Origin of the sequence: Agarivorans sp. Z349TD_8 (assembly GCF_050870825.2) — a bacterium.
Taxonomy (GTDB): Bacteria; Pseudomonadota; Gammaproteobacteria; order Enterobacterales; family Celerinatantimonadaceae; genus Agarivorans.
Map to the genome: position 1 here is coordinate 707,797 of NZ_CP194037.2, position 23,436 is coordinate 731,232.

The 23,436-nt window shown below is 43.6% G+C and carries 17 protein-coding genes and 1 pseudogene; 15 read left to right on the forward strand and 3 right to left on the reverse strand.

What is annotated here, in order from left to right; all coding sequences use genetic code 11:
* Positions 1-35 precede the first annotated feature (35 nt).
* Positions 36-1,490, reverse strand: a complete 1,455-nt coding sequence (locus tag ACRRS1_RS03090; RefSeq protein WP_432454622.1) for a lipopolysaccharide biosynthesis protein — start codon at positions 1,488-1,490, stop codon at positions 36-38.
* 480 nt (positions 1,491-1,970) lie between these two features.
* On the opposite strand from ACRRS1_RS03090, the gene ACRRS1_RS03095 reads away from it, so the two are divergent.
* The 8 genes from ACRRS1_RS03095 to ACRRS1_RS03130 all read left to right on the forward strand — a co-directional run bounded on the left by ACRRS1_RS03095 (position 1,971) and on the right by ACRRS1_RS03130 (position 10,840).
* A complete protein-coding gene (locus tag ACRRS1_RS03095; protein WP_432468431.1) occupies positions 1,971-3,074 on the forward strand; it encodes a glycosyltransferase in 1,104 nt (367 codons plus the stop codon).
* Between the two features lie 152 nt (positions 3,075-3,226).
* Positions 3,227-4,420, forward strand: a complete 1,194-nt coding sequence (locus ACRRS1_RS03100; RefSeq protein WP_432454620.1) for a glycosyltransferase family 4 protein — start codon at positions 3,227-3,229, stop codon at positions 4,418-4,420.
* On the forward strand, positions 4,417-4,944 hold the full coding sequence (locus tag ACRRS1_RS03105; protein ID WP_432454619.1) for a serine O-acetyltransferase: 528 nt from the start codon (positions 4,417-4,419) through the stop codon (positions 4,942-4,944). Before ACRRS1_RS03100 ends, ACRRS1_RS03105 begins: the two co-directional genes overlap by 4 nt.
* Positions 4,945-6,117 (forward strand): glycosyltransferase family 2 protein, encoded by a 1,173-nt coding sequence (locus ACRRS1_RS03110; protein WP_432454618.1) that lies wholly within the window; start codon positions 4,945-4,947, stop codon positions 6,115-6,117. It begins immediately after the preceding gene.
* Complete coding sequence (locus ACRRS1_RS03115) at positions 6,114-7,304, forward strand: hypothetical protein (RefSeq protein WP_432454617.1); 1,191 nt, start codon at positions 6,114-6,116, stop codon at positions 7,302-7,304. Before ACRRS1_RS03110 ends, ACRRS1_RS03115 begins: the two co-directional genes overlap by 4 nt.
* Before the next feature lie 79 nt (positions 7,305-7,383).
* A complete protein-coding gene (locus tag ACRRS1_RS03120) occupies positions 7,384-8,292 on the forward strand; it encodes a polysaccharide deacetylase family protein (RefSeq protein ID WP_432468429.1) in 909 nt (302 codons plus the stop codon).
* 27 nt (positions 8,293-8,319) lie between these two features.
* Entirely contained in the window at positions 8,320-9,753 is a 1,434-nt protein-coding gene (locus ACRRS1_RS03125) for a right-handed parallel beta-helix repeat-containing protein (protein WP_432454615.1), read from the forward strand.
* 40 nt (positions 9,754-9,793) lie between these two features.
* Positions 9,794-10,840, forward strand: coding sequence for a glycosyltransferase family 4 protein (locus tag ACRRS1_RS03130; RefSeq protein WP_432454614.1), 1,047 nt, complete (start codon positions 9,794-9,796; stop codon positions 10,838-10,840).
* Here ACRRS1_RS03130 and xrt read toward each other — a convergent pair.
* Together xrt and ACRRS1_RS03140 are read right to left on the reverse strand one after the other, a co-directional pair.
* Positions 10,825-12,253 (reverse strand): annotated as a pseudogene (gene xrt, locus ACRRS1_RS03135) (exosortase). The gene ACRRS1_RS03130 and the pseudogene xrt overlap by 16 nt on opposite strands.
* 4 nt (positions 12,254-12,257) lie before the next feature.
* The gene (locus ACRRS1_RS03140) at positions 12,258-13,661 is read right to left on the reverse strand and encodes a TIGR03013 family XrtA/PEP-CTERM system glycosyltransferase (protein WP_432454612.1); all 1,404 of its coding nucleotides are present in this window, start codon (positions 13,659-13,661) and stop codon (positions 12,258-12,260) included.
* A 281-nt stretch (positions 13,662-13,942) separates the two neighbouring features.
* On the opposite strand from ACRRS1_RS03140, the gene ACRRS1_RS03145 reads away from it, so the two are divergent.
* From ACRRS1_RS03145 to prsR, 7 genes are all read left to right on the forward strand, one after another.
* Positions 13,943-14,584: an XrtA/PEP-CTERM system exopolysaccharide export protein gene (locus ACRRS1_RS03145; RefSeq protein WP_432454611.1), complete on the forward strand. Its 642-nt coding sequence runs from the start codon at positions 13,943-13,945 to the stop codon at positions 14,582-14,584.
* A 17-nt stretch (positions 14,585-14,601) separates the two neighbouring features.
* Positions 14,602-16,164 carry an XrtA system polysaccharide chain length determinant gene (locus tag ACRRS1_RS03150; RefSeq protein WP_432454610.1) on the forward strand — a complete coding sequence of 521 codons (1,563 nt, stop codon included), beginning with the start codon at positions 14,602-14,604 and terminating at the stop codon, positions 16,162-16,164.
* Entirely contained in the window at positions 16,161-17,057 is an 897-nt protein-coding gene (locus ACRRS1_RS03155) for an XrtA-associated tyrosine autokinase (protein ID WP_432454609.1), read from the forward strand. Before ACRRS1_RS03150 ends, ACRRS1_RS03155 begins: the two co-directional genes overlap by 4 nt.
* Positions 17,011-18,492: an outer membrane beta-barrel protein gene (locus ACRRS1_RS03160; protein ID WP_432464343.1), complete on the forward strand. Its 1,482-nt coding sequence runs from the start codon at positions 17,011-17,013 to the stop codon at positions 18,490-18,492. Before ACRRS1_RS03155 ends, ACRRS1_RS03160 begins: the two co-directional genes overlap by 47 nt.
* Before the next feature lie 2 nt (positions 18,493-18,494).
* A complete protein-coding gene (locus ACRRS1_RS03165; RefSeq protein WP_432454607.1) occupies positions 18,495-19,562 on the forward strand; it encodes an XrtA/PEP-CTERM system-associated ATPase in 1,068 nt (355 codons plus the stop codon).
* A 414-nt stretch (positions 19,563-19,976) separates the two neighbouring features.
* Positions 19,977-22,016: an XrtA/PEP-CTERM system histidine kinase PrsK gene (gene prsK, locus ACRRS1_RS03170; protein ID WP_432468427.1), complete on the forward strand. Its 2,040-nt coding sequence runs from the start codon at positions 19,977-19,979 to the stop codon at positions 22,014-22,016.
* Positions 22,017-22,058: 42 nt separating this feature from the next.
* Positions 22,059-23,405: a PEP-CTERM-box response regulator transcription factor gene (gene prsR / locus ACRRS1_RS03175; protein WP_432454605.1), complete on the forward strand. Its 1,347-nt coding sequence runs from the start codon at positions 22,059-22,061 to the stop codon at positions 23,403-23,405.
* The last annotated feature ends 31 nt before the right edge of the window (positions 23,406-23,436 follow it).

A 23,436-nucleotide genomic window follows, 5' to 3' on the forward strand; every position in this document is an offset into this window, starting at 1 on the left:
TACCACGCAATAGAGAGTGCATATTTTGGCTAGGCTTATGCTCGTTTCAGTAACTGCTTGGCTTCTTGGAATACTTTACGGTCAATGATCAGTAGCCCTGTTAGGTAGACGCTAGCACCGATCAGAATGCTGAAGAGCAAGATAACAATCGCACTAAAATCTGCGAGTAGTGGTTTGCTGTAATAAATACTCAGCATCATTAGTGCACCTGCGAAAGCGGGGACTGCAATGTGTTTAAACAAGTCCAGTAAAGGTATATTGATCCCTCGGCTGTTATGTAATACGACGATTAAATAGGCAACCGGGAAGGCGCATAACCAAGCCATTGCCAGACCATGTGCCCCATGGTGGGAGCCGACATAAATGCTGGGCACTAATACGGTCAGTAATATGGTCGCATTAATGAGCATGTGTCTCACCTTTTTAAGGCTTTTTAGCGCAGGATTAAATAGTTCTTCACTAAACCTGAGTGGCATCACCAGCAAAATCAGTGTTGCAGGCGTGACGGCATCTAACCATTTCTCCCCCAATACCAGTGGGATGAGTTGTTCGACGGTGGCAGCTAAGCCCCAAAAAATAGGTAAAGTAATCAGTAAACACAGCTTTTGTGATTTAATCACATAGCTGGCGATCATTTTAGGTTGGTCCTGAATTTTGGCGAAGGCGGGAAAGGCGACTTGACGTAGGATAGGCATTATTTTCTTTTGCGGCATCATCGCGATTTGTAAGCAGATGGCATATAAACCGACTTCTACTGGCGTCATCACACGGCCAGCGATCACGATATCTATATGTGAGAATATATAAAACATGATGGTGAGTAAGCTCAGTCCGCCACCAAATTTGAGCATCCCGCTGATTTCAGAATAGCTGAAGCTAGGCCAATAAGTTATCGGGCGAATAGCCATGACCATGCTGGCCTTCAGTAGATAGAACAAGACCTGCCCATAGATAAGTGCCCAGAAGCCATAGCCTAAGTAGGCCAAAATTAATGTGGTCACTGCAGCAGCCGCGTTGGCTATGCCTTCGATAATCGAAACTCTTTTAAAATCCATCTCTTTGGCGAGCAGTGCCGCTGGAATAATTTCAAAAGCCATGATCAGCACACACCATGCATTTACTTTTAAAATGGCTGCGACTTCAGGCGACTGGTAATAATGGCTGACGGGGCCTGCCAATAAATATTGCAGACTAAAAATGCTGAGATGCACAACAATAATCGCACCAAACATCTGTTTAAGGATATTGGTGTTGAGTGCTTGATGTTGAATTAAGGAGGAACTAAAGAGCGAACCTAGGATTAACACAAAAAAACCGGATAAAACATCGGCCATGGCCACTAGGCCGTAATCTTCGGGGGATAATAATCGAATCACCCAGAAGGTCATCACCCATCTTAAGGTTTGGGTCGCTATTTTTCCTGCGACAACCCATTTTAATGAAGTGAGAACTTGGCTTTTTAAATTCGTGTGCTTTGATGCGGCCGTCATCGATTCGACTTTCCTTTGTCCGTTTCTACTGCTTAAACGCATTGGTTTACTAGGTGCTTAGGATATTACGAACAGGCCCTGCGTCTAACCGATGGCATCTTCGTTGATTTGTTCTCCTGAACTCAAATAATGGTCAATCTGCTTACTGTCACCGGACAATATCTAGGTTCGAAAAAGGATGCAAGTACTTTACTTTCGCATCCGCTGATCTTTGAAGAGCGCGTGAGTGCAATGTTCGTTATCGATTGATTCCTAAAGAGGAAACTAACCCTGCTACGAGTGACTCATGAGGCGGTCGATGTTACTGTTTGTTCATCGAATTTTTGGTTATTTATGCTATTTTAACAACAGTGGGTAAAAAGCGGGTATTGCTAACTAGCGAGCAACCGATTTTATTCATTGAGCGTGGATATAAAAAATGGATTTTGGGTCAATCAAAGATGGATGAACGAAGTGACGATAGATAAGCCGAAATTGGTTATGGTAACGAATTTGTATCCACTGCCTTGGGAACCGAACCGGGGCAAGTTTAACTATCAGCAGTTTGCTTTACTGCAGCAAGATTACCAGTTGGCGATCTTGGTTCCGGTTGCATTTACCGATTGGTGGCGAAATCGTCGACAGATTAAACAAAGCACCGAGTTGCGCTATTGCCCATATTTTTATACACCTAAAATTGGCCGTCGCTTTTATAGCGTGACTATGTTTTTGTCACTGCTGATACACAGTGGCTTATGGTTATTCAAATTTAAACCTCAGCAGCTCATGGCATGCTGGGCATTTCCTGATGCGGTTGCTTGTAGTTGGCTTGCGCGGTTATTTTCGCTCCCCTTTTTCTTTAAAGTTCATGGTTCTGACATTAACCAGCTAGGGTCTTATCCGGGCCGAGCAAAACAGATCAAGGCCGCGGCCGATAAAGCGATATCGATCTTATCCGTATCCCAAGATTTGGCAAAAAAACTGGTGAGCTTGGGGATTGAAGAACAAAAGGTGAAAGTCATTTATAACGGCGTCAACCATCAGTTGTTTGACCAGTGCTTGCCAGCAAAAATGGCCGATGATTACTTATTGTATATTGGTAATTTAAAGCATGATAAGGGCGTGGTGGAATTATTGCAGGCCTTTACGGCGATAGCTGAGCAATTTGCTGAGCTTAAATTAGTTTATGCTGGCAGTGGGGGGATGCTGGCAAAATTGCAACAAATGACTGCAGAGGCGGGTTTAACTCAACGGGTGGTTTTTTTGGGGGCGGTTGCGCATGAGGAACTCCCCCAGTGGTTAGGTCATGCTAAATTATTGGCCTTACCCAGTTATGCCGAAGGGGTGCCAAATGTGGTGCTTGAGGCGATGGCTTCCGGTACTCCGGTGTTGGCGACTAAAGTGGGTGGGATCCCAGAAATATTTAACCCTGCTTTATGCGGTTGTTTAGTCGAGCCTCGTAATACTGAGGCTGTAGCGAAAGGCTTACAGACGATATTGGAGCAAAGTTGGGATAAAGAGGCGATAAAAGCTTGTGCTGCACCTTTTACTTGGCAACGAAACCAGCAGCAGCTGTTGAGCATGCTTAGCCAAGCGGAGGACTAAGCTTGTTTGGCCTTTACGCAAAAAATATGGTGTAGGGGACAGACCGAATAATTCTCTGTAATTAATAACATTTTCTGACTAATTTTGCTAATGTCAGCGTATTCTCAGCAAGGACTTATCCGTTGCTGCAAGCTAGGGAGAGCTTCATAAAAATGAACATTTTATTTCATCACCGAACGCGAGGAAGAGGCGCTGAAGGGGTGCATATTCGGGGTGTGGTCAAAGGTTTACGTGAGCTTGGTCATCAAGTGAAGATCCTCTCTCTGCCTGGGGCCGACCCCGAAGAGGAATTACCCACCAACAACGAGCCAGAGCCTTCTGCGACGGAACAACCTGCCGCCCCGAAACGCGGATTATTTACCCGCATCACCGAATTGACTAAATATACCCCTGAGTTTGTATTCGAGCTATTTGAGCTGGGGTTTAATGTTATTGCTTGGTGGCGTTTACGTAAGACCGTTAAACAACAAAAGGTTGAACTGATCTATGAACGTTATTCCTTATTTATGTTTGCGAGTGTTTGGTGGGCGAAGCGTCACCATCTGCCGATTATTTTGGAAATTAACGATTCCTGCTTAGTGCATCGGGTTCGCCATTTATTCTTTCAAAGTTTGGCGAAGCGGGTGGAGCAATGGATATTTAGCCATGCGACTGGTTTGGTGTTTATTTCCAGTCGTTTTCAGCAGGTCGCGGTTGATACTTATCCTAATATTGCTCCTTCGGTTGTCTCTCCTAATGCGGCTGATTTAGACCAATTTGTCATTGATGAGCAAGCGGCACAACAATTACGCCAACAACTACATATTGAAGATAAGGTGGTCGTTGGTTACGTCGGCGCATTTGTCCATTGGCATGGTATCGACTGGTTTGTTGATATGATCGCGGAACGATTAAAAGATTACCCTGATATCGTCTTATTACTGGTTGGAGATGGCGCTTGTTATGAGTCGATAAAGCAGCGGATTGCCAGCGCGGGGGCGGAGCAACAAATTATATTGCCGGGGAGAGTGGCCCATGATCAGGTTCCAGTTTATTTGTCGGCGATGGACTATGGTATTTTGCCCGATTCAAATGATTATGGTTCACCGATGAAATTATTTGAGTTTATGGCCATGGGCAAAGGGATGGTTGCGCCAGACTTTACGCCAATCGCCGAAGTGGTTGCCGATGGTGAAACCAGTTGGTTATTTCCAGCTAATCAGCGTCAAGCCTGTGTTGAACGGGTGTTAGATTTGTCCCTGAAGGCCGAAGAGCAGGCCCTGGTGGGGCGCAATGCGCGGCAATATATCGAGCGTGAAAGACAATGGCGGCATAACGCTGAACAACTACTGACTTTGGTGAAATGATGGAATTTTTAAAAGCAGACTTTCGACGTAAGCAACAAATATTTGCCGATGATGGGGCACCAACCAGTATGTTGCGCATTGTGATGGCGGATGGTTCTAGCGCCAATATTATTTACCGAACCATGCGCTGGTGTGCGACTCACCAATTAGCCTTGCTTGCTTATTTTTTTCAATGGTTGAATAAGTTTCTCAATGGCTGTGTGATTGGTAGTGGTGCAGAGTTTGGCCCTGGCTTTGTGATCATGCATCCGGTTGGTATCGTGATTAATTCTAAGGTGAGTGGCGGTGCAAATATCACTTTGGAAAGTGGCGTTGTGATTGGGGATGAAAAGGGCAAGTCACCGCGCTTGGGGAATGATATTTTTGTGGGTGCGGGCGCTAAAATTGTGGGTGATTTAGAGCTTGAAGATCTGGTGAAAGTCGGCGCCAATGCGGTCCTTACAAAAAGTGCTCCTCGGGGAGCGACTATGTTGGGGATCCCTGCGAAGGTTTACCATAAAGCCGAAAATGAGGCTGTAGAATAAATGGAACTGGTATTTTGGTTAGCAGTCGCGTTGATCGTCTATGGTTATACGTTGTATCCCTTGTTATTGTTGCTTTTTAGCGGCATAAAGCAAGCTGTTCGAGACACGCGCTATCTTTGGCGACGTCATGAGCGACGCTCTTACGAACCGAAACAATGGCCTTCGGTATCGATTATTATCGCCGCTTACAACGAAGAGCAGTGCCTCGCTCAGCGGATCGACAATCTGTTAAAGCTCAGTTATCCCCAAGATAAACTGACGATTCATATTGGTTCAGACGGTAGTACCGATCAGACCAACTCTATTTTAAGAGCCGTTGAAGCCGAACATTTTCAAGCGCATATCTTTGAACAAAACCGCGGTAAAATAAATGTACTGAATGACCTGGTTGATCAATCTGAAGATGAAATTTTGGTGATGTCTGATGCCAATACTGATTTTGCAGTTGATGCGATTGAAAACTTGGTGAGGCATTTTGATCGGCAAGAGGTCGGCGCGGTATGCGGAGAACTTCATTTAGTGGATTCGGAGTCTGCGGATAACAAAGATGGGATTTATTGGCGTTATGAGCAAATGCTGAAGTTTCATGAATCTCGTTTAGGTGGTTTACTGGGAGCCAATGGGGCGATTTATGCGATGGCTAAACGCTTCTATCAAGTTTTACCAGCGAACACTATTGTTGACGACTTCATGATTGTCATGAATGTCTCTAAGGCTGGTAAGCAGGTGATTTACGAGCCCAATGCGGTGGCTTATGAAGAGGTTGCGCCTTCTTTAAAGGAAGAAGAAAATCGCCGAATTCGGATTGGTACCGGTAATTATCAAGCTTTTAATCGTTGCTTATGGGCTTTAAATCCCTTACGAGGGGCTCGGTGTTTTACTTATTTTAGCCATAAAGTACTGCGTTGGTTTACGCCGCACTTTATGTTAATTGCTTTGGTGAGTAACTTACTGCTCATTGGTCAGCCACTTTATCTGTTGCTGCTAGTGTTGCAACTGTTCGTCTATACCGTCGCGGCATGGGGAAATAGCCGCAGTAAACAAGGCAAAAAGCTGCCCGGGAGCATTGCTTTTTTGACCTTTTTTGTGGCGATGAATACAGCTTTATTGAAAGGCTTTTATGCTTTCTTATTTAAAAATGTGCAAGGAACTTGGCAAAGGACGTCACGGTGATTATCTCTTTAATTTTGTTATTCATTTTACTTGCTGTAGCGGCGGTCTTGTTGATCATTCGTAAGAAGCAAATGCATCTGTGGTTAGCGCATTACCTAAAGCTTAAATTGAAGCCTAAGGCTCACTTTGAAGGGCCAACTCATATTTTATTTTGCTTTGTTGATCATTATGAGCCGCAATGGGGCAAAAATATCAGTTTAGAACAAGAGCGAGCCAGAGTTGACCGCTGGTTTCATGATTACCCAAAAGTGGCGGGTAAACATCAGGATGCAGACGGATGTCATCCAAAACATTCATTTTTCTATCCAGAAGAAGAATACCGTTTTGAACACTTAGCCAAAATAGCTGACTTATGCGCTCGGGGTTTTGGTGAGATTGAAGTTCATTTACATCACCATGACGATACCAGTGACAATTTGCGTAAAACACTGGAAGGATTTACCGAATTATTGCATCAACAGCATGGCGCATTTATGCGTAGTGAAGCGAGCGGAAAGCTTCAGTATGCCTTTATTCATGGGAATTGGTGTTTGGATAATTCTCATCCCGATGGCATTTTATGTGGTGTTGATGATGAATTAATCGTCCTTAAAGAAACCGGTTGTTTTGTTGACTATACCTTTCCTTCGGCACCGAGTGCTACGCAACCTGCGACGGTAAATTCTATTTATTATGCTAAGGATGATCCGCATGCTGCTAAATCGCATAATAAAGGCCAAATGGTGAAAGTGGGTGGCAAGATGTGGGGCGATTTGATGTTGATCAATGGCCCCTTGGATTTAAATTGGAAAGTGCGTAAAAAAGGTATTTTTCCGCAAATTGAAAATTCAGATATTCGGACGAGCATGAAACCGACCAAGGATCGAGTCGATTTATGGGTGAAGTCGAATATTCATGTTCAGGGACGGCCGGAATGGCGCTTTATTAAAATACATACTCACGGTACGCAAGAAGCCGATATGCCAACTTTACTTGGTCAGCCTTTTGATGAGATGTGTGATTACCTAGAGCAAGAATATAATGATGGCCATAACTATGTCTTGCATTATGTGTCGGCCCGCGAAATGTATAATATTGCCAAAGCGGCGGAAGCGGGTAAAACTGGCGATCCTCATCAGTATCGTGATTTCTTAGTTGCAGCGCCAAATTATAAGACCTTAGCAAGCAGCGGTGATAGCCTTGCTTAGGGCATTGTGTAAACAGTCTATAGTTAGATTTTTTAACTGTCGACGACGGCGCTGGAAGACTCCTCAAAATGGCTTATATGTGTTTAACTATCATCGTATTGGTGATGCTGCTGGCACCGACTTCGATCCGAACATATATAGCTGTACCGCCGAAGTATTTGAGCAGCAGTTGGTGTTTTTAAAAGCCAATTTCACCTTGATTTCGGAGGCGAGTCTATTGGCTTTACTGGAAGATGACCAACCTCTGGACCGTGCTTACGCCTTGATTACTTTTGATGATGGTTATATCGACGCCTATCAATGTGCGTTTCCGATATTAAAAAAGCATCAGCTGTCGGCAGTATTTTTTGTGGTTACAGACTTTGCTGAAGGAAAGTCGATTGCTTGGTGGGATGAGATAGCTTGGTTGATTCGGCATACTAAACTATCGAGTATCAAGCTTGAACATTGGCGCAAGAAGGTGGATTTATCCAACGCAGACTTAAAACTTAATATTCGTAAGGTGCTCAAAGCCTTTAAAGAAGATAAACAGTTGCCTATGCGTGATAAATTGGCGCAGCTGCGTCAGTTATGTGGGGTGAAAGACATCCCTGAAGTGACTCTGTTCGCGAATTGGCAACAGTTGAAAGAAATGTCTGATGCGGGAATGAGTATTGGCTCACATACCATCGACCATCCTATTTTGGCTCACCTTAGCGACGAGCAACAAATGCGCCAATTGGCGGTATCAAAACAGCGTATAGCTGCGGCCACTGCTCACGACGTAAACTTAGTGGCTTATCCGGTGGGAAATAGTGGTAGTTTTAATGGTGTTTCCGAAACCTTGGCTCGAAATGTTCACTATAAAGCGGCCTTTTCATTTTATGGTGAGGCTAATTATTTCTTAAGTGAGAGTAATCGTTTTAATATTGATAGAATTTCCGTGGATGGCAATAAAGATGAAGCGGCCTTGAAGGCGCAAATTATGGCGCTATCGTCCAATACCTGAGTCAAGACTACCAGCTAGGGAATGCGAATGAAACGAAGTCTATTGGTTCCAATGATCGTCATATTGGCCGGTTTTTTTAAGGCCCAAGCCGCACCACTATGGCCTTGGCAAAATGCATCTATGGGGGAAGGGGCCCCGGCTTGGGCAACTACCGATATTGCTGCGGGGCAGATTTGGTACGTGGATATTAATGCACCAGAATCTGCGGAAACCGGGAGCCATGATCAGCCTTTTCATCGAATCGCTGCCGCCTTGAAAGTTGCGCGACCGGGCGATGAAATTTGGTTGGAGCCGGGGGTTTATCACGAGCAAGTGCGGATCCGTAAACCAAATATTACCCTGCGATCGAGTGTCTTACATCAGGCAAAAATTGAAGTTCCTTTTAACGAAAAAAAAATACAGCAAGCGATCCGTATCGATTTTACTGCGAAAGGTACGAGAGTTATTGGTCTAGATATCAGCGGTGGTTACTACTATGCGGTGTCTTTACATACTAAATGGAAAGGAGGACCTCATTCGGGAGTTTCTCAGGTCTTGTTATCGCAAAATCTGCTCCATGGTAGTGGCCGAGATCTACTCAAAATAAATCCTTATGTTTGGCAAGTGTTGATAGAACGGAATCAATTTTATCGTTCTGGCCAAAGAGATAATAGCAACGCCGAAGCAATTGATGCGGTGAATGCCAGTGAATTATGGATCCAGGATAATCTGATTAAGGGGATTGCCACCTCTGGTATTTATGTAAAAGGTGGTTCGCATGAGGTATTGATTCAGCGAAATTTGATTCGAAACGTTGGCTTAGCGGGCATTTTGGCTGGTTTTGATACCAGTCCACAGTTTTTTAATATGACTGATAATCCTAATATGTATGAGGCCAGACGGGTTCGTATTATTAATAATATTGTTGATGGAAGTCAGGGTGCGGGGATTGGGGCTTATTCAGCGGAACAAGTTGTGGTGGCTCATAATACGGTGCTTAATTCTGCAATACGTTACCATGCACCGATCTATTTTGGCTTGAGTTTTCAAGACCGAGAGTTAGATGCCAAACGTCCACCTAGCAAGGATATTTCGGTCTATAACAATATTTTTTCATCCTTGCGACGTGATGGCACCGTATTGGAGGTTCGTTATCTTGAAGATGACACATTAGGTGGCTTGTCGTCCTTACAAGGGTGGCCGAAGGCGAATAATAATCGCTATTTCTCGGCCTTTGGGCCTGCTAGTTTTACCGATATGCGACCTCATGCGAAACAGCGCTCATCGAATTTAAGTGAGTGGATGAAGTGGTGTGCTTGTGAGGCGGATACACAACTTATTGAAGTGACTCTAAGTTATCCAAATTATATGCCGCAGGGTGCTGATTTTCAGTTTACTTCAAAGGCCGAAAGTTTAGCGGTGGACTTCTATCAAAATAAACGTGTATCGACCACCTATGTAGGGGCGGTGATTCCTAATTGAGCTGTTTAACCAGTCAAGCCAGTAACAGAAGATGTATAAAATGAAAATTGTCCATGTGGTGAGTAGCCTCAATATGGGAGGTGCTGAGCGTTTAGTTGTGAATCTGTCAATTGAGCAGAAGAGGCTCGGACACCAAGTGACGGTGGTGTCTTTTGGGGCTAAATCTGACACCTACTACACGCTCCTACAAACACATGGTATTGCTGTGCAATTGGTGGGGGGAGGGCTGATTGCTCGATTCACTCAGTCACTCAAATTATTGCTGGCGGCCGATGCGATTAACATCCATTCGACGCCTATTGTGAGAGCGCTGGCACCACTTTTCCCAATGCTCTATTTTAAGAAAACGATTTTTATCGTGCATGGTGAAACGAGTCCTAAGCTACGCCTATTTAAACCCGCTATCTTATTCGCTTGTTTGTTTATAAAACATGTGGTTGCCGTTTCTGAATCGGCTAGGAGGTCTTTATATCGCCGTTTTGCGGTGAATACAGGGCGGGTTGGGATCATCGAAAATGGGGTTCAACTTGCAGCAACCTGCAAGCACGCACCTACTGGACCAGAGTTACCCTTGAAAGTTGGTGCGGTAGGGCGCTTGATCCCGCTGAAAAATTTTGAGTTACTGATTGAGAGTGTGGCGATTATCAATCAAACGGACTCAAGTCCTATCGAATTACATATTTTTGGGGATGGCCCAAGTTTAGAAGACTTAAAAACACTGGCTCGAGACCAAGGTGTTACGGTTAACTTTCACGGCATAGTGTTAGAACAGGATGAAATTTACCGTCACATTGACCTGTTGGTGATTAGTTCAAATACTGAAGGGCTGCCAATGGTGTTAATTGAAGCCATGGCGCGAGGGATCCCCGCGATATCCACTCGTGTAGGTGCAATACCATCCGTGATTGTTGACCAGCAGAATGGTTGGCTAATTGATGTCGGTAATGCGCGACAGTTGCAACAGGCATTAGCTCAGGTTATTCACTCTCCAGGTTGCCTCTCTACGGTCGGTAGACAAGCCTATACGACCGTTGAGCATCAGTTTTCAATTGCTGCCGTGGCTGCAAAATATCAGTCTCTGTATTGAGTGCTTGCTTGTTGGCTGAGCATTTGTTGCAGTGTTCCGAGAGTGTCGCGGCAATCTGTCGCGTTGCATAAACTCGATCCGACCAAGATAGCCGATTCTCTATGGCCTGATAACGCAGCAAGTAGGTGATTTTGTTTTTGTTGCTTAAGGCTGCTGGTTAGGCCTCTGGCGCTTAAGTATGCATAAACTAACACCGCTGGCTGATTGTTTTTGGCTAAAAAGTAGATGCTATGGGTTTGTGCATCTCGTTTTTTAGTTTCTATTCTCATTCCGTCCGGAATGATGCTGTTGTTAAAGTAACTGGCCTTATTATCTAGGCCATAGCCGCTAAATGTAAAATACCACAACGATAGCTGATGATCGTTTTGTTCAATGAGCTGATAGCGCAGCTCGCTATACCTTGAGATCTGCAATGGACCGTGGGTATCAGATGCTCTCACTCGATTGCTTGAATTGAGCGTTTCTGCATCAAAAACTGGTAAATCTAAACTCAGTGGGGAGAGTAAAATTAAGGCGAACAGACTTGCGAATATTGGCTTTAAGGCAATATTTTTTTTGCTGCTTAATCGGTGGTGTTCGGTGGTATTCGCTTCTTTCTTGGCGAGAGAATTTCCAACATAGAAAATCATCAGTAAATAAGGGGCATACACATACCAGCCTAAATTATTGTGATCGCCAACAATCGAACTTTGCATGTTGGTTAAATGGCCGATAAAAATGATTGTGATAATTCGGATCCAGTTAACCAATAGCGCACCGGCCATTGTAATGATGAAAAACAGCAATATCCGGCGGGCTGAACGCAGATTAAAATAGACAAATAGTAGGCATAAAAACAAGGAGGTAATAAAATATCGAAGCCCACTACACCCGTTCGCTATCTCAAATTGACCCGAAGGAATGGAGACAATGTTGCCTTCAAAGTAGCTCGGTATACCAGTAAATGCCATGATGGTTTCGACTGCAGTGGTGGATAGCTGCTGCAAGGGGGGAGAGAAGTCCCCATATGGGCGTAATAAATAAAAATACTAAAGCGTATAAATAGAGGCCTTTATGGCTGACAAAAATGCTTAATAGCGCACTTAGTAAAACCAAGGGAAGCAAGGCTCGAACTGGCAGGCTAATTTGTCCAAGATATAAACAGAGCTCCACCATTAACAAAAATACTAAGATTAGGGTGAAGCCATTGGGCTTGCTGCGAAATTGCAACTGTTCTCGAATATCATATAGAACATAAAGCGCGACAAAGGGGATCAAAAATGCGTGTGAGTATGTTCCATCATCGAAGCTATAACGCCAAATATCGAGTATCACAGGCCAGAACAAGAGGCTGACTATTACCGTAAGTGCTAATACAACGACACTCTCGACTACACCTTTCGAATGTTCTGGCGAGTTTTGGTGCGATGCCACCGGATTAACGGCCTTTACCAAATAAAATGATCTCTGCAGTTCTGACCAGAATCAAAAGGTCTAAAAGAAAGCTGCGATGCTTAATGTAATATAGATCGAATTTTAACTTCTCTAAGGCATCGGCTTCAGTACTACCATAAGGGTATTTAAGTTGTGCCCAACCAGTCAGCCCGGGTTTAACATTGTGTCGTTGGTTGTAATAAGGGATCGATAATACCAATTCCTTTACAAAGGCCGGCCGCTCAGGTCGTGGCCCAACAAAACCCATGTCACCAACAAGTACATTGTAGATTTGTGGTAATTCATCAACTCGATATTTTCGGATGAAGTTACCCACTCGGGTGACTCGGGGATCTTCTTTTTCAGCCCACTTTGCACCATCTTTCTCGGCATCAGTTCGCATACTACGAAACTTATAGATACTAAATGGCTTCCCGTTGAGCCCAATTCGCTCTTGTGAGTATAAGACTGGGGCTCTAAAGCCTTCTTCCAATTTTATCATTACCACTGTAATTAGCATTAAAGGCCAGGTTAGGCTCAATACAATAAGCCCAAGGAAGGTATTGCAAATCCAGTCTAAAGAGCTACGTAAGTAGTTGGTCGAGTGAAAGCCATTACTGTATATCACCCAAGATGGGTAAATCAGGTTCACCGCAATTTGTCCTGATTCTCGCTCAATAAAGTCGATGATATCGGTAATTTCTACGCCACGCAGTTTACACAAGAAGAGGCTGTCTACAGGCAGATTGGCACGTCGTTCGTCGGCAGCAATCACAATTTCTTCAACGCCGTTCGCCAGCACAAAAGACTCCAGTGGGCGGTCTAGCTCAAGAATTGTTTCTCGCTTGATACCATCTTCTGAGTCACCGGGCATGCGGACAAATCCAGCCATTTCGAAGCTTACTCGGTCTGATTTGCGGCGCATTCGCTTTTCTATGATGCTGGCTCGCTCTCCGGCACCTAGCACCAAGATGCGCTTCCGCCCCATGTGTTCATATTGCATTTTAAGCGCAAAGTAACGAACCACCGTTAGTGCCATCATCACTGCTGCATACAGCAACTCTCTAAAGTTACCGGGTAATACTTCTAATGGGCTTACAACGTAAATAACCGAGGAAATAAAATAGCCGAGAGCAATACTCACCAACAAACGGCGAATCACGCCACGAAAAGTCTCGCGTATTTTTTGGTTGTATAAGCCAACCGAGAGGATCGATAGTTGAATCGGGAAGGTGAATGCCAGCAAATGCATCAGCAGAGTGCCTTCCCCGTATGGAGGGATATTCTCAAACCCGCTAAAACGCAATAATTCAACGCCCAACACAAATATGACGATGAGCACTAAAAATTCGGCAATAATAATGACTCTACTACCAGGATCTAGATTGTGAAACTTCGAACCAGCCACGCTTCTTCCTTGAAACCAATTAATTGATATTAATTTTAGACGAACAAGTATACCGAGATTAGCTCGTAGAGCTACAAAAATCCCCTGTATAGCAATTCAGATAGTTACTCATGAGTATGTTACTTTAGCGTTACAGTTGTTTTAATACCACGATAAATATCGATATATCAAAACTATTTAACTCAATAGATTTACAAGATGAGCGCTCGCGCACTATCATGGGAAAAAGGATTTATTCAATCAATGTTATTTGATGGACACTCAGCGTAATGGACAGTGCTATGAAAAAACTTAATAAAGTCGTTATCAAGTCGCTTGCGTTTATTGTGGTTGGTTTTTACCTATCTGCATGCTCAAGCTCTTTACCTAATTTACAAGAGGCTTCTGTAAAACCCTCTCTTACTCAAAATCCCGCGGAATATAAATATTTGATCGGTCCGGGCGATGAACTGAACATTTTTGTTTGGCGCAACCCCGAGATATCTGGAACCTTTTTTGTTCGCCCAGACGGCAAAGTGTCAGCGCCGCTGGTCGAAGACCTTGAGGTATCAGGTAAAACCACAACTGAGATGGCCCGTTTAGTCGAATCTGAACTGGCTGAGTATATCCGTGATCCAATTGTGACCGTGACCGTAGAAGGTTTTGTCGGTCCGTTCAGTGAACAAGTTCGGGTAATCGGCGAAGCCTCTGCTCCACAAGCGGTCAATTATCGAGAAGACATGACCTTACTGGATGTGATGATCCAAGTGGGCGGTTTAACTGAATTCGCTGACGGTGATAATGCTCGCTTGGTTCGAGTGGTCAGTGGAGAGCAACGATCTTACGGTATTTCGGTTGGTAAATTGATTCAAGATGGAGAAATAGACGCCAATGTCGATATTTTGCCTGGTGACATTATTATTATCCCAGAAGCATGGTTTTAGGCGGAGTAGCGGTTTAGATGCAGGAATTTATTGAGGACTTTTTGCAGTACCTGAGAGGGGTATGGCTGAAGCGACGTTATATTATTATTGCACTTTGGTTGCTTTGCCCTATTGGCTGGATTGTTGTGACCTTGTTGCCAAATCAGTATACGGCCGAAGCAAGAGTATATGCGGATACTCGCTCTTTGTTACAGCCACTGCTGAAAGGCTTAGCCTTGCAAACAGACCCTGCTCAAGAATTGCAAATGATGGTTAAAACTCTGTTGAGCAGAAGTAATTTGGAAAAAATTGTTCGCGCGAGTGACGCAGATTTAAGAGTGAACAATAAGCTTGAATATGAAGAGCTACTCGATGATTTAAAAGAAAAAATAATCATTGATAAGACAAAACGAGAAAACCTGTACACCATTAGTTTTGAAGCTGACTCCCCACAGTATGTGCGTGATGTAGTGCAAGCTGCCCTTGATGTATTTGTTGAAAATACTTTAGGTGAAAAACGTCAGGATACAGATACGGCGAATTCTTTTATTAATCAGCAAATTGAAGAGTATGAGACGCGCCTGATTGAAGCAGAGAAACGGCTCGCGGCTTTTAAGCAAGAGTACACAGCTTTTTTGCCCGGTAAAGAATCGACTTATTACAGTAATCTTGAAGGGGTAAAAAAGAAGCTTGAAGAAACTCGTTTACAGTTAAGCGAAGCAGAGACAAAGTTAACATCGGCTCGGGCTCAATTAGCTAGTGAAGAACGTTTAGCATCTCAACAAACCGCTAAGGTCAGAACTGAGTTCGATGACCGAATTGTCTCAATGCAAACCCGACTTGATGATATGTTGCTGCGTTATACGGACAACCATCCAGATGTTATCGAGGTTAAGCGACAAATTGCAGGCTTGCAGAAACAGAAAGATAGTGCTTTAACCGTTGCGCAGACGCCTGCCGCGATTGCCTCCGACTCGGTGATTTATCAGGATCTGAAAATTACCGTGAGCCAGTTGGAAAATGAAGTGGCTTCGCTGAATGTTCGTGAACAACGCTATAAAGACAATGTTTCTGATCTACAAGACCAGTTACGCCAGGTCCCTGATGTGGAAGCTAAACTCACCGGTTTGAATCGAAATTATGAGATTACTAAGTCGAAATATGAAGACTTGTTGTCTCGCCGAGAAAGTGCTCAGATTTCTGAGAGCGCGGGTAAGACCACCGACGATATTAAGTTTAGGGTGATTGACGCTCCAAGGGTGCCATTAGAGCCTTCTGGACCGAAGCGGCCACTGCTTATTATTGGAGTGCTGATTTTAGCTTTGGGTGCCGGTGTTGGTTTGTCTCTGGCATTTAGTCAGATTAATCCAGTGGTATCGAGTATTCAGCAGCTATATCAGCAAACCGGCTTTCCGGTGCTCGGGGTTGTGTCTGCCACCGACAGCTCTGGTTTGATTAAAGTCGAAAGGCAAAAAATGCGTATATTTGTATTTTCAAATATATTGTTATTGTGTTGTTTTGTTGGGTTTATGGTCATTAATTTACTTCCGGGCTTACACAATAAGCTTATTTCTATCTTGGGAGGCATTGGGATCTTATGAGTACCATAGAAAAAGCGATGGGTAAGTTGGCCAAACAAGCCCAACAAAATCAGCAGTCGAATAATGCTGCAGCTCCAGACTCTGTCGCGGATGTGAATCCGCCGAATCAAGAACCCAATGCAAGGCCTCGCGAAAAGGCTGTATTGCAAATTGACTCAAGTGTATTAAGAAACTTAGGGATGTTATCCGATGTTCGTTCTCGAGAGACTCGAATGCTTAGTGATGAATATCGAGGCGTTAAGCGTAAGTTATTGAAAAATGCATTTGATCCAAGTTTGATACCGCGTAATAAAAGTAATCTGATAATGGTCACCAGTGCCAATCCTGGCGAAGGGAAGACATTTACTTCGATTAATTTGGCACTTAGTTTAGCCTTGGAAAAAGATAAAACAGTACTACTGATTGACTCGGATGTATTGAAACCCACCGTGAGTAAAACCTTAGGGATTGGCCAACATATGGGCCTTATGGAATATTTACTCGGTGAGACGGATGATATTGCAGATGTCATTTATCATACCAATATCCCAAATTTACGGATTATGCCGGCAGGAATGCCTCATCACTTAAGTAACGAGTTGTTGGCAAGTGATAAAATGCGTGCTCTGACTGAAGAGTTAAATAGTCGTTATGCCGACCGAGTCGTGTTATTCGATAGTCCACCAATTCTTGGGGTGAATGAAACTGTGGTTCTGTCTAATTTTATTGGTCAGGCGGTGGTGGTGGTTGAACAAGACAAAACGAAGTTGGCCGCAATTAAGGCGGCTGTTTCCCAATTTAGTGAAGAATTGGCGATAGGTTATGTGTTGAATAAAGCAGTGCACGGTAAAACAGGAACTTACGGTTATGGCTACGGATATGGCTATGGATACGAGGAAGAACAAAGCGCTTAGCATCGTTGTTGCGCTGATAGTTGGTTTATCGATGTCGGTGTCGGCAGCAGATTTTAGCTTCCTTCCTAAGCTAAGTGCTGAGCTGGTTTATACCGACAATGTTGGTTTAACTGAAGATGCGACTCGATCAGGACAAATCGGTGTATTTACAGCGGGGCTCGAATCTGAATTTATTGGTCATGATGGTCGTTTGACGCTCGACTACCAAGCTGAGCAAATTTACAATTCAGACGATTCAGATAAGAATAAGCTGTATCACGATCTTATTTTTATGGCTGAAAAGAAAATCCGCAATACTGGTGTTACGGTCGGTCTTGTCTCAAAGATGTATATAATGCCTGCTAAGGTTAATGACAATGCGATAACTGATGTCGTGACTGGTGATTTAATACAAGGCAGTTCACATGAGCTTTCATTAGGATATAAATCTAACCCTCGTAAATGGATTGATTTGAACACGGCGGTGTTTTCTACTTTTAATCGTTATGAAGATGACCGCGGTAATAACAATGATTTAGAGGGAGCTTTGTTATTTAAGAATGGACAGAAAGTAAAGAACGTTACTTGGCTTGTTGAATCCGCTTATTCGAAGCGTGAGGCTCGCGCTAATTCTGCTGCAACCGAAACTCTGAAATATAAAATCGAACTAGGTCTTCCACCACGCTCGGGATTTAGTCCTTTTCTACGTTATTATGCCGAAAGCTACCTCGAAGGTGTGAATGCCTCATCTACGGTTGGGGAGTCTGAAAGTTGGGGGCCCGCGCTTCGTTATTTTCGAACTCAATTAAGCTATCTCGAAGTGAGCTATAATTTTTCTTTAGAGCGAGAAAAGAATGATGACTATATCGGCGCAGCGCTGAATCTTCAGCCAAATCGCAGAACCAAGTTGCTATTTGAGTATGGTCAACGGTTTTATGGTGATGCTTATAACTTTACCTTTTCGCATGAACGCAGACGGATTAAAACCGATATTTCTTACATAGAAGAACCCACTAGTTTTGACCGGCGGTTTTTTGTTGAAGGGGATATTCTTGCAGAGCAAAAATTAAATAAGACTTTACGCTGGAATAGTGCTTTGGACTTACGTCGTAGTGGCATCGATTTTGAAATTCGCCACCAAGATCGAACCAGTTTGACTGAGCTTACTGATTTTATTCAGGATAAAACTTACGGTGTCGGCTTAGGTTTAGATCACAAGTTAACTCGTCAGCTTCGAGCGGCTTTTAAAGTTGATTATGATTACTATCGCTTTGAGCGAATCAGTAAAGGTAAGCAAGTCGATAAATATAGCCGTTATAATTTGTCGCTCACTCAAGATCTGATCGAAGGTTTTTCTCTAATTTATCGTTATCAATTCACTCGTCGTAGCTCTAGTATTGAGGGCCGTGACTATAATGAAAATCGCGTTTCAATTAACGCTACTAAGCAGTTTTAAATATGTATGAATCTTTTTTTGGTTTAAGCGATAAACCTTTTAAGCTAAGCCCTGATCCTAAATTCTTTTTTGCGAGCCCTCATCATGATCGCGCGATCTCTTATCTGCGTTATGGGCTATCACAAGGCGAGGGTTTCATTGTGGTGACGGGCCCGATTGGTACCGGTAAAACCACCATTGCTCGTAGTTTACTGGCCTCAGTTGATGAATCGATCGTCGCTGCGCAGATTGCTACAACCCGACTCAGTCCAGATGAGTTAGTCCGCTTAGTCGCGGCTCAGTTCTCCATTGAAGTCGAAAGCTTAAATAAAGCCGAAATTTTAAAACGCTTTGAGCAGTATCTACTGAGCTTGCATCGGCAAGGGAAGCGCGCGTTATTGGTAGTCGATGAAGCGCAGAACTTACCAGCAGAAACCGTTGAAGAGTTGCGGATGCTGTCTAATTTTCAATTAGATGATAAACCCTTGTTTCAGAGTTTTTTGCTTGGGCAAGAAGAGTTAAAACCAATTATTGAATTACCCGAAATGGAACAGTTTCGGCAACGGATCATTGCTTCTTGCCATTTACAGGCCTTTGATGCCGAACAAACTCAGGGATATATTTTACATCGACTCAAACAAGTGGGTTGGCAACAAAACCCACAATTAGATGACGATATTTTTGTTCAGATTGCCGACTTTACCAAAGGTATTCCTCGGAAGATCAATATTTTTGCCGACCGCTTATTTTTATACGCATTTTTGGAAGATTTGCATACCATTGGTTCCAAGGATGTGGCTGCAGTCATTGAAGAAATGGGCGGCGAATTGTCTGGATCGCTTCAGGGCACGCCACCTCAGCAAGCAAGTGTGAATATTGATCAAGTTCTAGGTCGCCAATATAGCGATGGCTTAACTTCTCCCGATGTGTCAGTGATGGCCGTTGGTGAGCAACAGATGAAAGCGAATCTATTAGATGTGTCTAGTTATCTGGAAGAAGTGGTGCTGAGAAAGATTAAAATTATCCGTTACTTAGACAAAATGATAGAGAAAAAACGCAAAGAAATTGTTGAGTTAGGAGAAAGTCGCTAATTTGACTTTCCCTTTATGGAGTGGCGCTTCTCGCGTCGGCTATTTAGCTGTGAATGAAGGATCGCTATTGGCGAGCGGCCCAATCTTGCTTTGAGGCTCTATCTTGCGTTGAAATGAAGGCCAATGTGAGCGTTGATTTGCTCACAGGATGTTGTAGGGAGTATGAGGGCTCGTAATGGCAGAGCTTGATGTGTAGTCCTGCAAAGCCGCAATGGAGAGTAAACCATTATTCAATTCACTTTAGTCTGGTATGGCTAAGTAGATATTTGGCTTAAAGCTTTTGACGCGTTGTTTTGCGGAATGAGTTGTCCCCATTATGCCACATCGTGTTCGCTGCGATTAAAAGGTTTTCATCTCGAACCTAAAATGACCACCCAGTATAACTGCCCTGAGGGCTAAGATGGATGACTTAGATTGAGTATAATTGTAGGCCTATTCGGATATAGCTTAGCTGCAATAATTTATTTGTTGTTTAGCTTGTTATTGTTGACGACCAAGCAGAGTGGTTTTCAGCGGCAAGCTTTAAGTTTAGCGGTGTTTTTTACTTTTATTTGGGCCGTTCTTGGTGCCGCCCAAATGCGCTTTTCATTTTCCTTAGGTTATTTTTATTCTTTGGAAAGCTTGCGTAACGGGCTATGGATGTTGCTGTTATACGCAACCATTGCGCCGCGCTTTAGTTTTGGTAATTTGTTGCAAGGTTCTTGGCGCCGTAAAGGCGTATTGCTTGGTCTATTGGTGATTGCCTTATTACAGTTGTTGGCTGCTATTTTTCATGTCCCACTGAATCAGTTTTGGCTGATTAGCCAATTGTCACAGGCAGTGGTGGGTCTATGGCTAATTGAGCAGTTGTATCGACGTATCGATGTCACGGCTCGGCCAACCATTAAACCGATGTGTTTAGGTTTGGGAAGCATGTTTGCTTTCGATTTTTCACTGTATGCTAATGCGTTAATCACCTCAGGTATTTCTTTTGATTTTTGGGTCTTACGTGGCTTAGTGGCAATTTTGGCCGCCCCTTTGGTATTGCTAAGTGCGCGTCGGGTCAAGCGTTGGTCGACTAAAATTTATGTCTCACGAGATGTGATTTATCACAGCACTCTACTGTTAGTTGCAGGGGCTTACCTGCTAATGATGGCGCTGGTTGGCTATTACCTCCGTTATGAGGGAGGAGACTGGGGAAGTATTGCCCAGAATGGTTTTTTTGCCTTAAGCGTGCTGGTACTGGTGAGTTTATTTTTATCGGAAAAGTTGCGTAAGCAGCTTAAGGTTCAGATCACAAAGCACTTCTTCGCCAATAAATATGAGTATCGTGAAGAATGGATGAAGTTTGCTGCGGTGTTAGAAGATGACGGTATCTCGCCCTATGCGATTGCGCTTAAAGCGATTAACCAGCCCTTCGATTGTCATTTTGCTAGCTTAGCCATCGTGGAAAATGGGCGATTTATAGTCAAGGCTAGTTATAATCTAAGAGAAGATGATTCACAGATTTTGGCTTGTTTGGAACACCTTGGTATGGCAGCTATCGAGCATCAATGGATCGTTGATATTGCGGAATTAAAAGCCGATCCTAGTGTCGTTCCATTTAAGGTTTCGACTCTGGATTTGCAGCAAATTACTAAATTTGCCTATGTTATTCCAACCAGTACTGCTGCCGGATTTAAGGGGGCAATCTTGTTATCTCCGCCCACTTCGATCCATAGTGTAAACTGGGAAGATCGCGACTTAATGCGTGCTATTAGCCGCCAGTTAGCGGTGTATTTGAATCTTCATCGTTCCAACTTAGCGTTGGCCGAAAGTCAGCAATTCGACACCTTTAACCGGATGTCGGCCTACCTGGTACATGATTTAAAGAACGTATTAGCGCAGCTGCAATTGTTATCAAAAAATGCCATTAAGCATAAACATAATCCTGAGTTTATCGACGATGCCTTTGACACGGTCGATTCGGCTGCCAGTCGCTTAAGAAAGGTGGTTGCGCATTTAAGTAATAAACAACGTATTGATACTGTGGTTGCACCATTTAATCTGCTTCGGGCATTGCAGCAAGTTTTAAAGGTTAAGGTGAGTAACCTACCAGCACCGGAGCTGGATTATCAAATTGGATCCGATTTTGAATTGGTTGGAGATCAAGAACGCTTCATTAACGTACTCTCACATTTGGTTCAAAACGCCCAAGATGCCAGTGATGAGAGTGGTCAGGTCTTGCTTCGCGCATCTTTGCAAGCGCAAACTTGTTTGGTCGAAGTTGAAGATAAAGGCGTAGGTATGAGTGTTGATTTTATTGACAATCGCTTGTTTAAACCCTTTGATACAACTAAGGGAAATGCTGGTATGGGGGTGGGCGCTTACGATGCCAAACGTTTCGTCGAAGAATTGGGTGGACATATCCAAGTGATAAGTAAACAGGGCGAAGGTAGCTTATTTAAGCTATTTTTACCGATTCACAAGATTTAACTAAGTCTGCGGGCTTACTAATAAGTAAATGGATGAGATGACATGGAAACGCTATTAGTCGTAGAAGATGACCCTGGTATTCAGAAGCAATTGAAGTGGAGCTTTAGTGATTATCAAGTGGTGATAGCTGGTGATCGTCATCAGGCCATTACCGCACTTAGGCGCTATGAGCCTAAAGTGGTCACTTTAGATTTAGGTTTGCCACCGGATGAAGCCAATGCCAGTGAAGGTTTAGCAACCTTGAAAGAAATGCTAGAGCTTAATCCTAAGCTTAAGGTCATTGTGATTACAGGGAATGAAGATAAAGACAATGCCTTAAAGGCGATCGCGATGGGGGCTCATGATTTTTATCATAAACCGATTGACGATGACACGCTGTCGGTGATTATTGCCCGAGCCCTGTGGGTGGCAAACATTGAGCTTGAAAATGAAACCTTGCGAGGCGCATCGCTGGATAGCAATGGCTTCTTAGGTAATTCCCCTCAAGTGCAAAAAGTGTGTCGGATGGTGGAACGGATTGCGCCAACGGAAGTCACCACGCTGCTATTAGGGGAGAGCGGCACTGGTAAAGAGGTCTTGGCTAGGGCGATTCATCAGCAAAGCCCCCGTAAAGAGAAGCCCTTTATTGCGATAAACTGTGCCTCGATCCCTGAAAACTTGTTGGAAAGTGAGCTATTTGGTTTTGAGAAAGGTGCCTTTACTGGAGCTCATAAAACCACTGAAGGGAAGATTGAATGTGCCAATGGTGGCACCTTATTCCTTGACGAGATTGGTGATATGCCTTATCCACTACAAGCGAAAATATTACGTTTTTTGCAAGAGAAAGTGGTTGAGCGTGTTGGTGGGCGTAAAGAAATTCCTGTGGATGTGAAAATCGTTTGCGCGACTCACCAAAACTTATCGCAAATGGTAGAACAAAAAGAGTTTCGTGAAGATTTGTTTTATCGGATCAGCGAAATAACCATTAATATTCCACCTTTGCGGGAACGCGGTGAAGATGTGATTCTGCTGGCGCGCGCTTTCTTGCAAAACTACAACAAGCAGATGCAGCGAAACATTAATAATTTTAGTGACGATGCCATCGCCGCTCTCAGTCATCATCGCTGGCCCGGCAATATTCGTGAGTTGCAAAATAAAATTAAATCAGCAGTGATCATGGCTGATAACAAGCAAATTACTGCTGAGGATTTGGCCTTATCGGTGGGTGATGAAGAGGAGATGAAGCTGGCTTTAAACCTACGGCATGTTCGAGAAGCAGCAGAGAAATTGGCGATTAATAAGGCTTTGGCCTTAAGCGATGGCAATGTCTCAAATACTGCTAGTTTATTAGGCGTGACACGACCTACCTTATATTCTTTATTTGAAAAACACGGTTTAAAAACAGATTAACTCGGGTGAATTATTTTGCCCGTAATTCCCT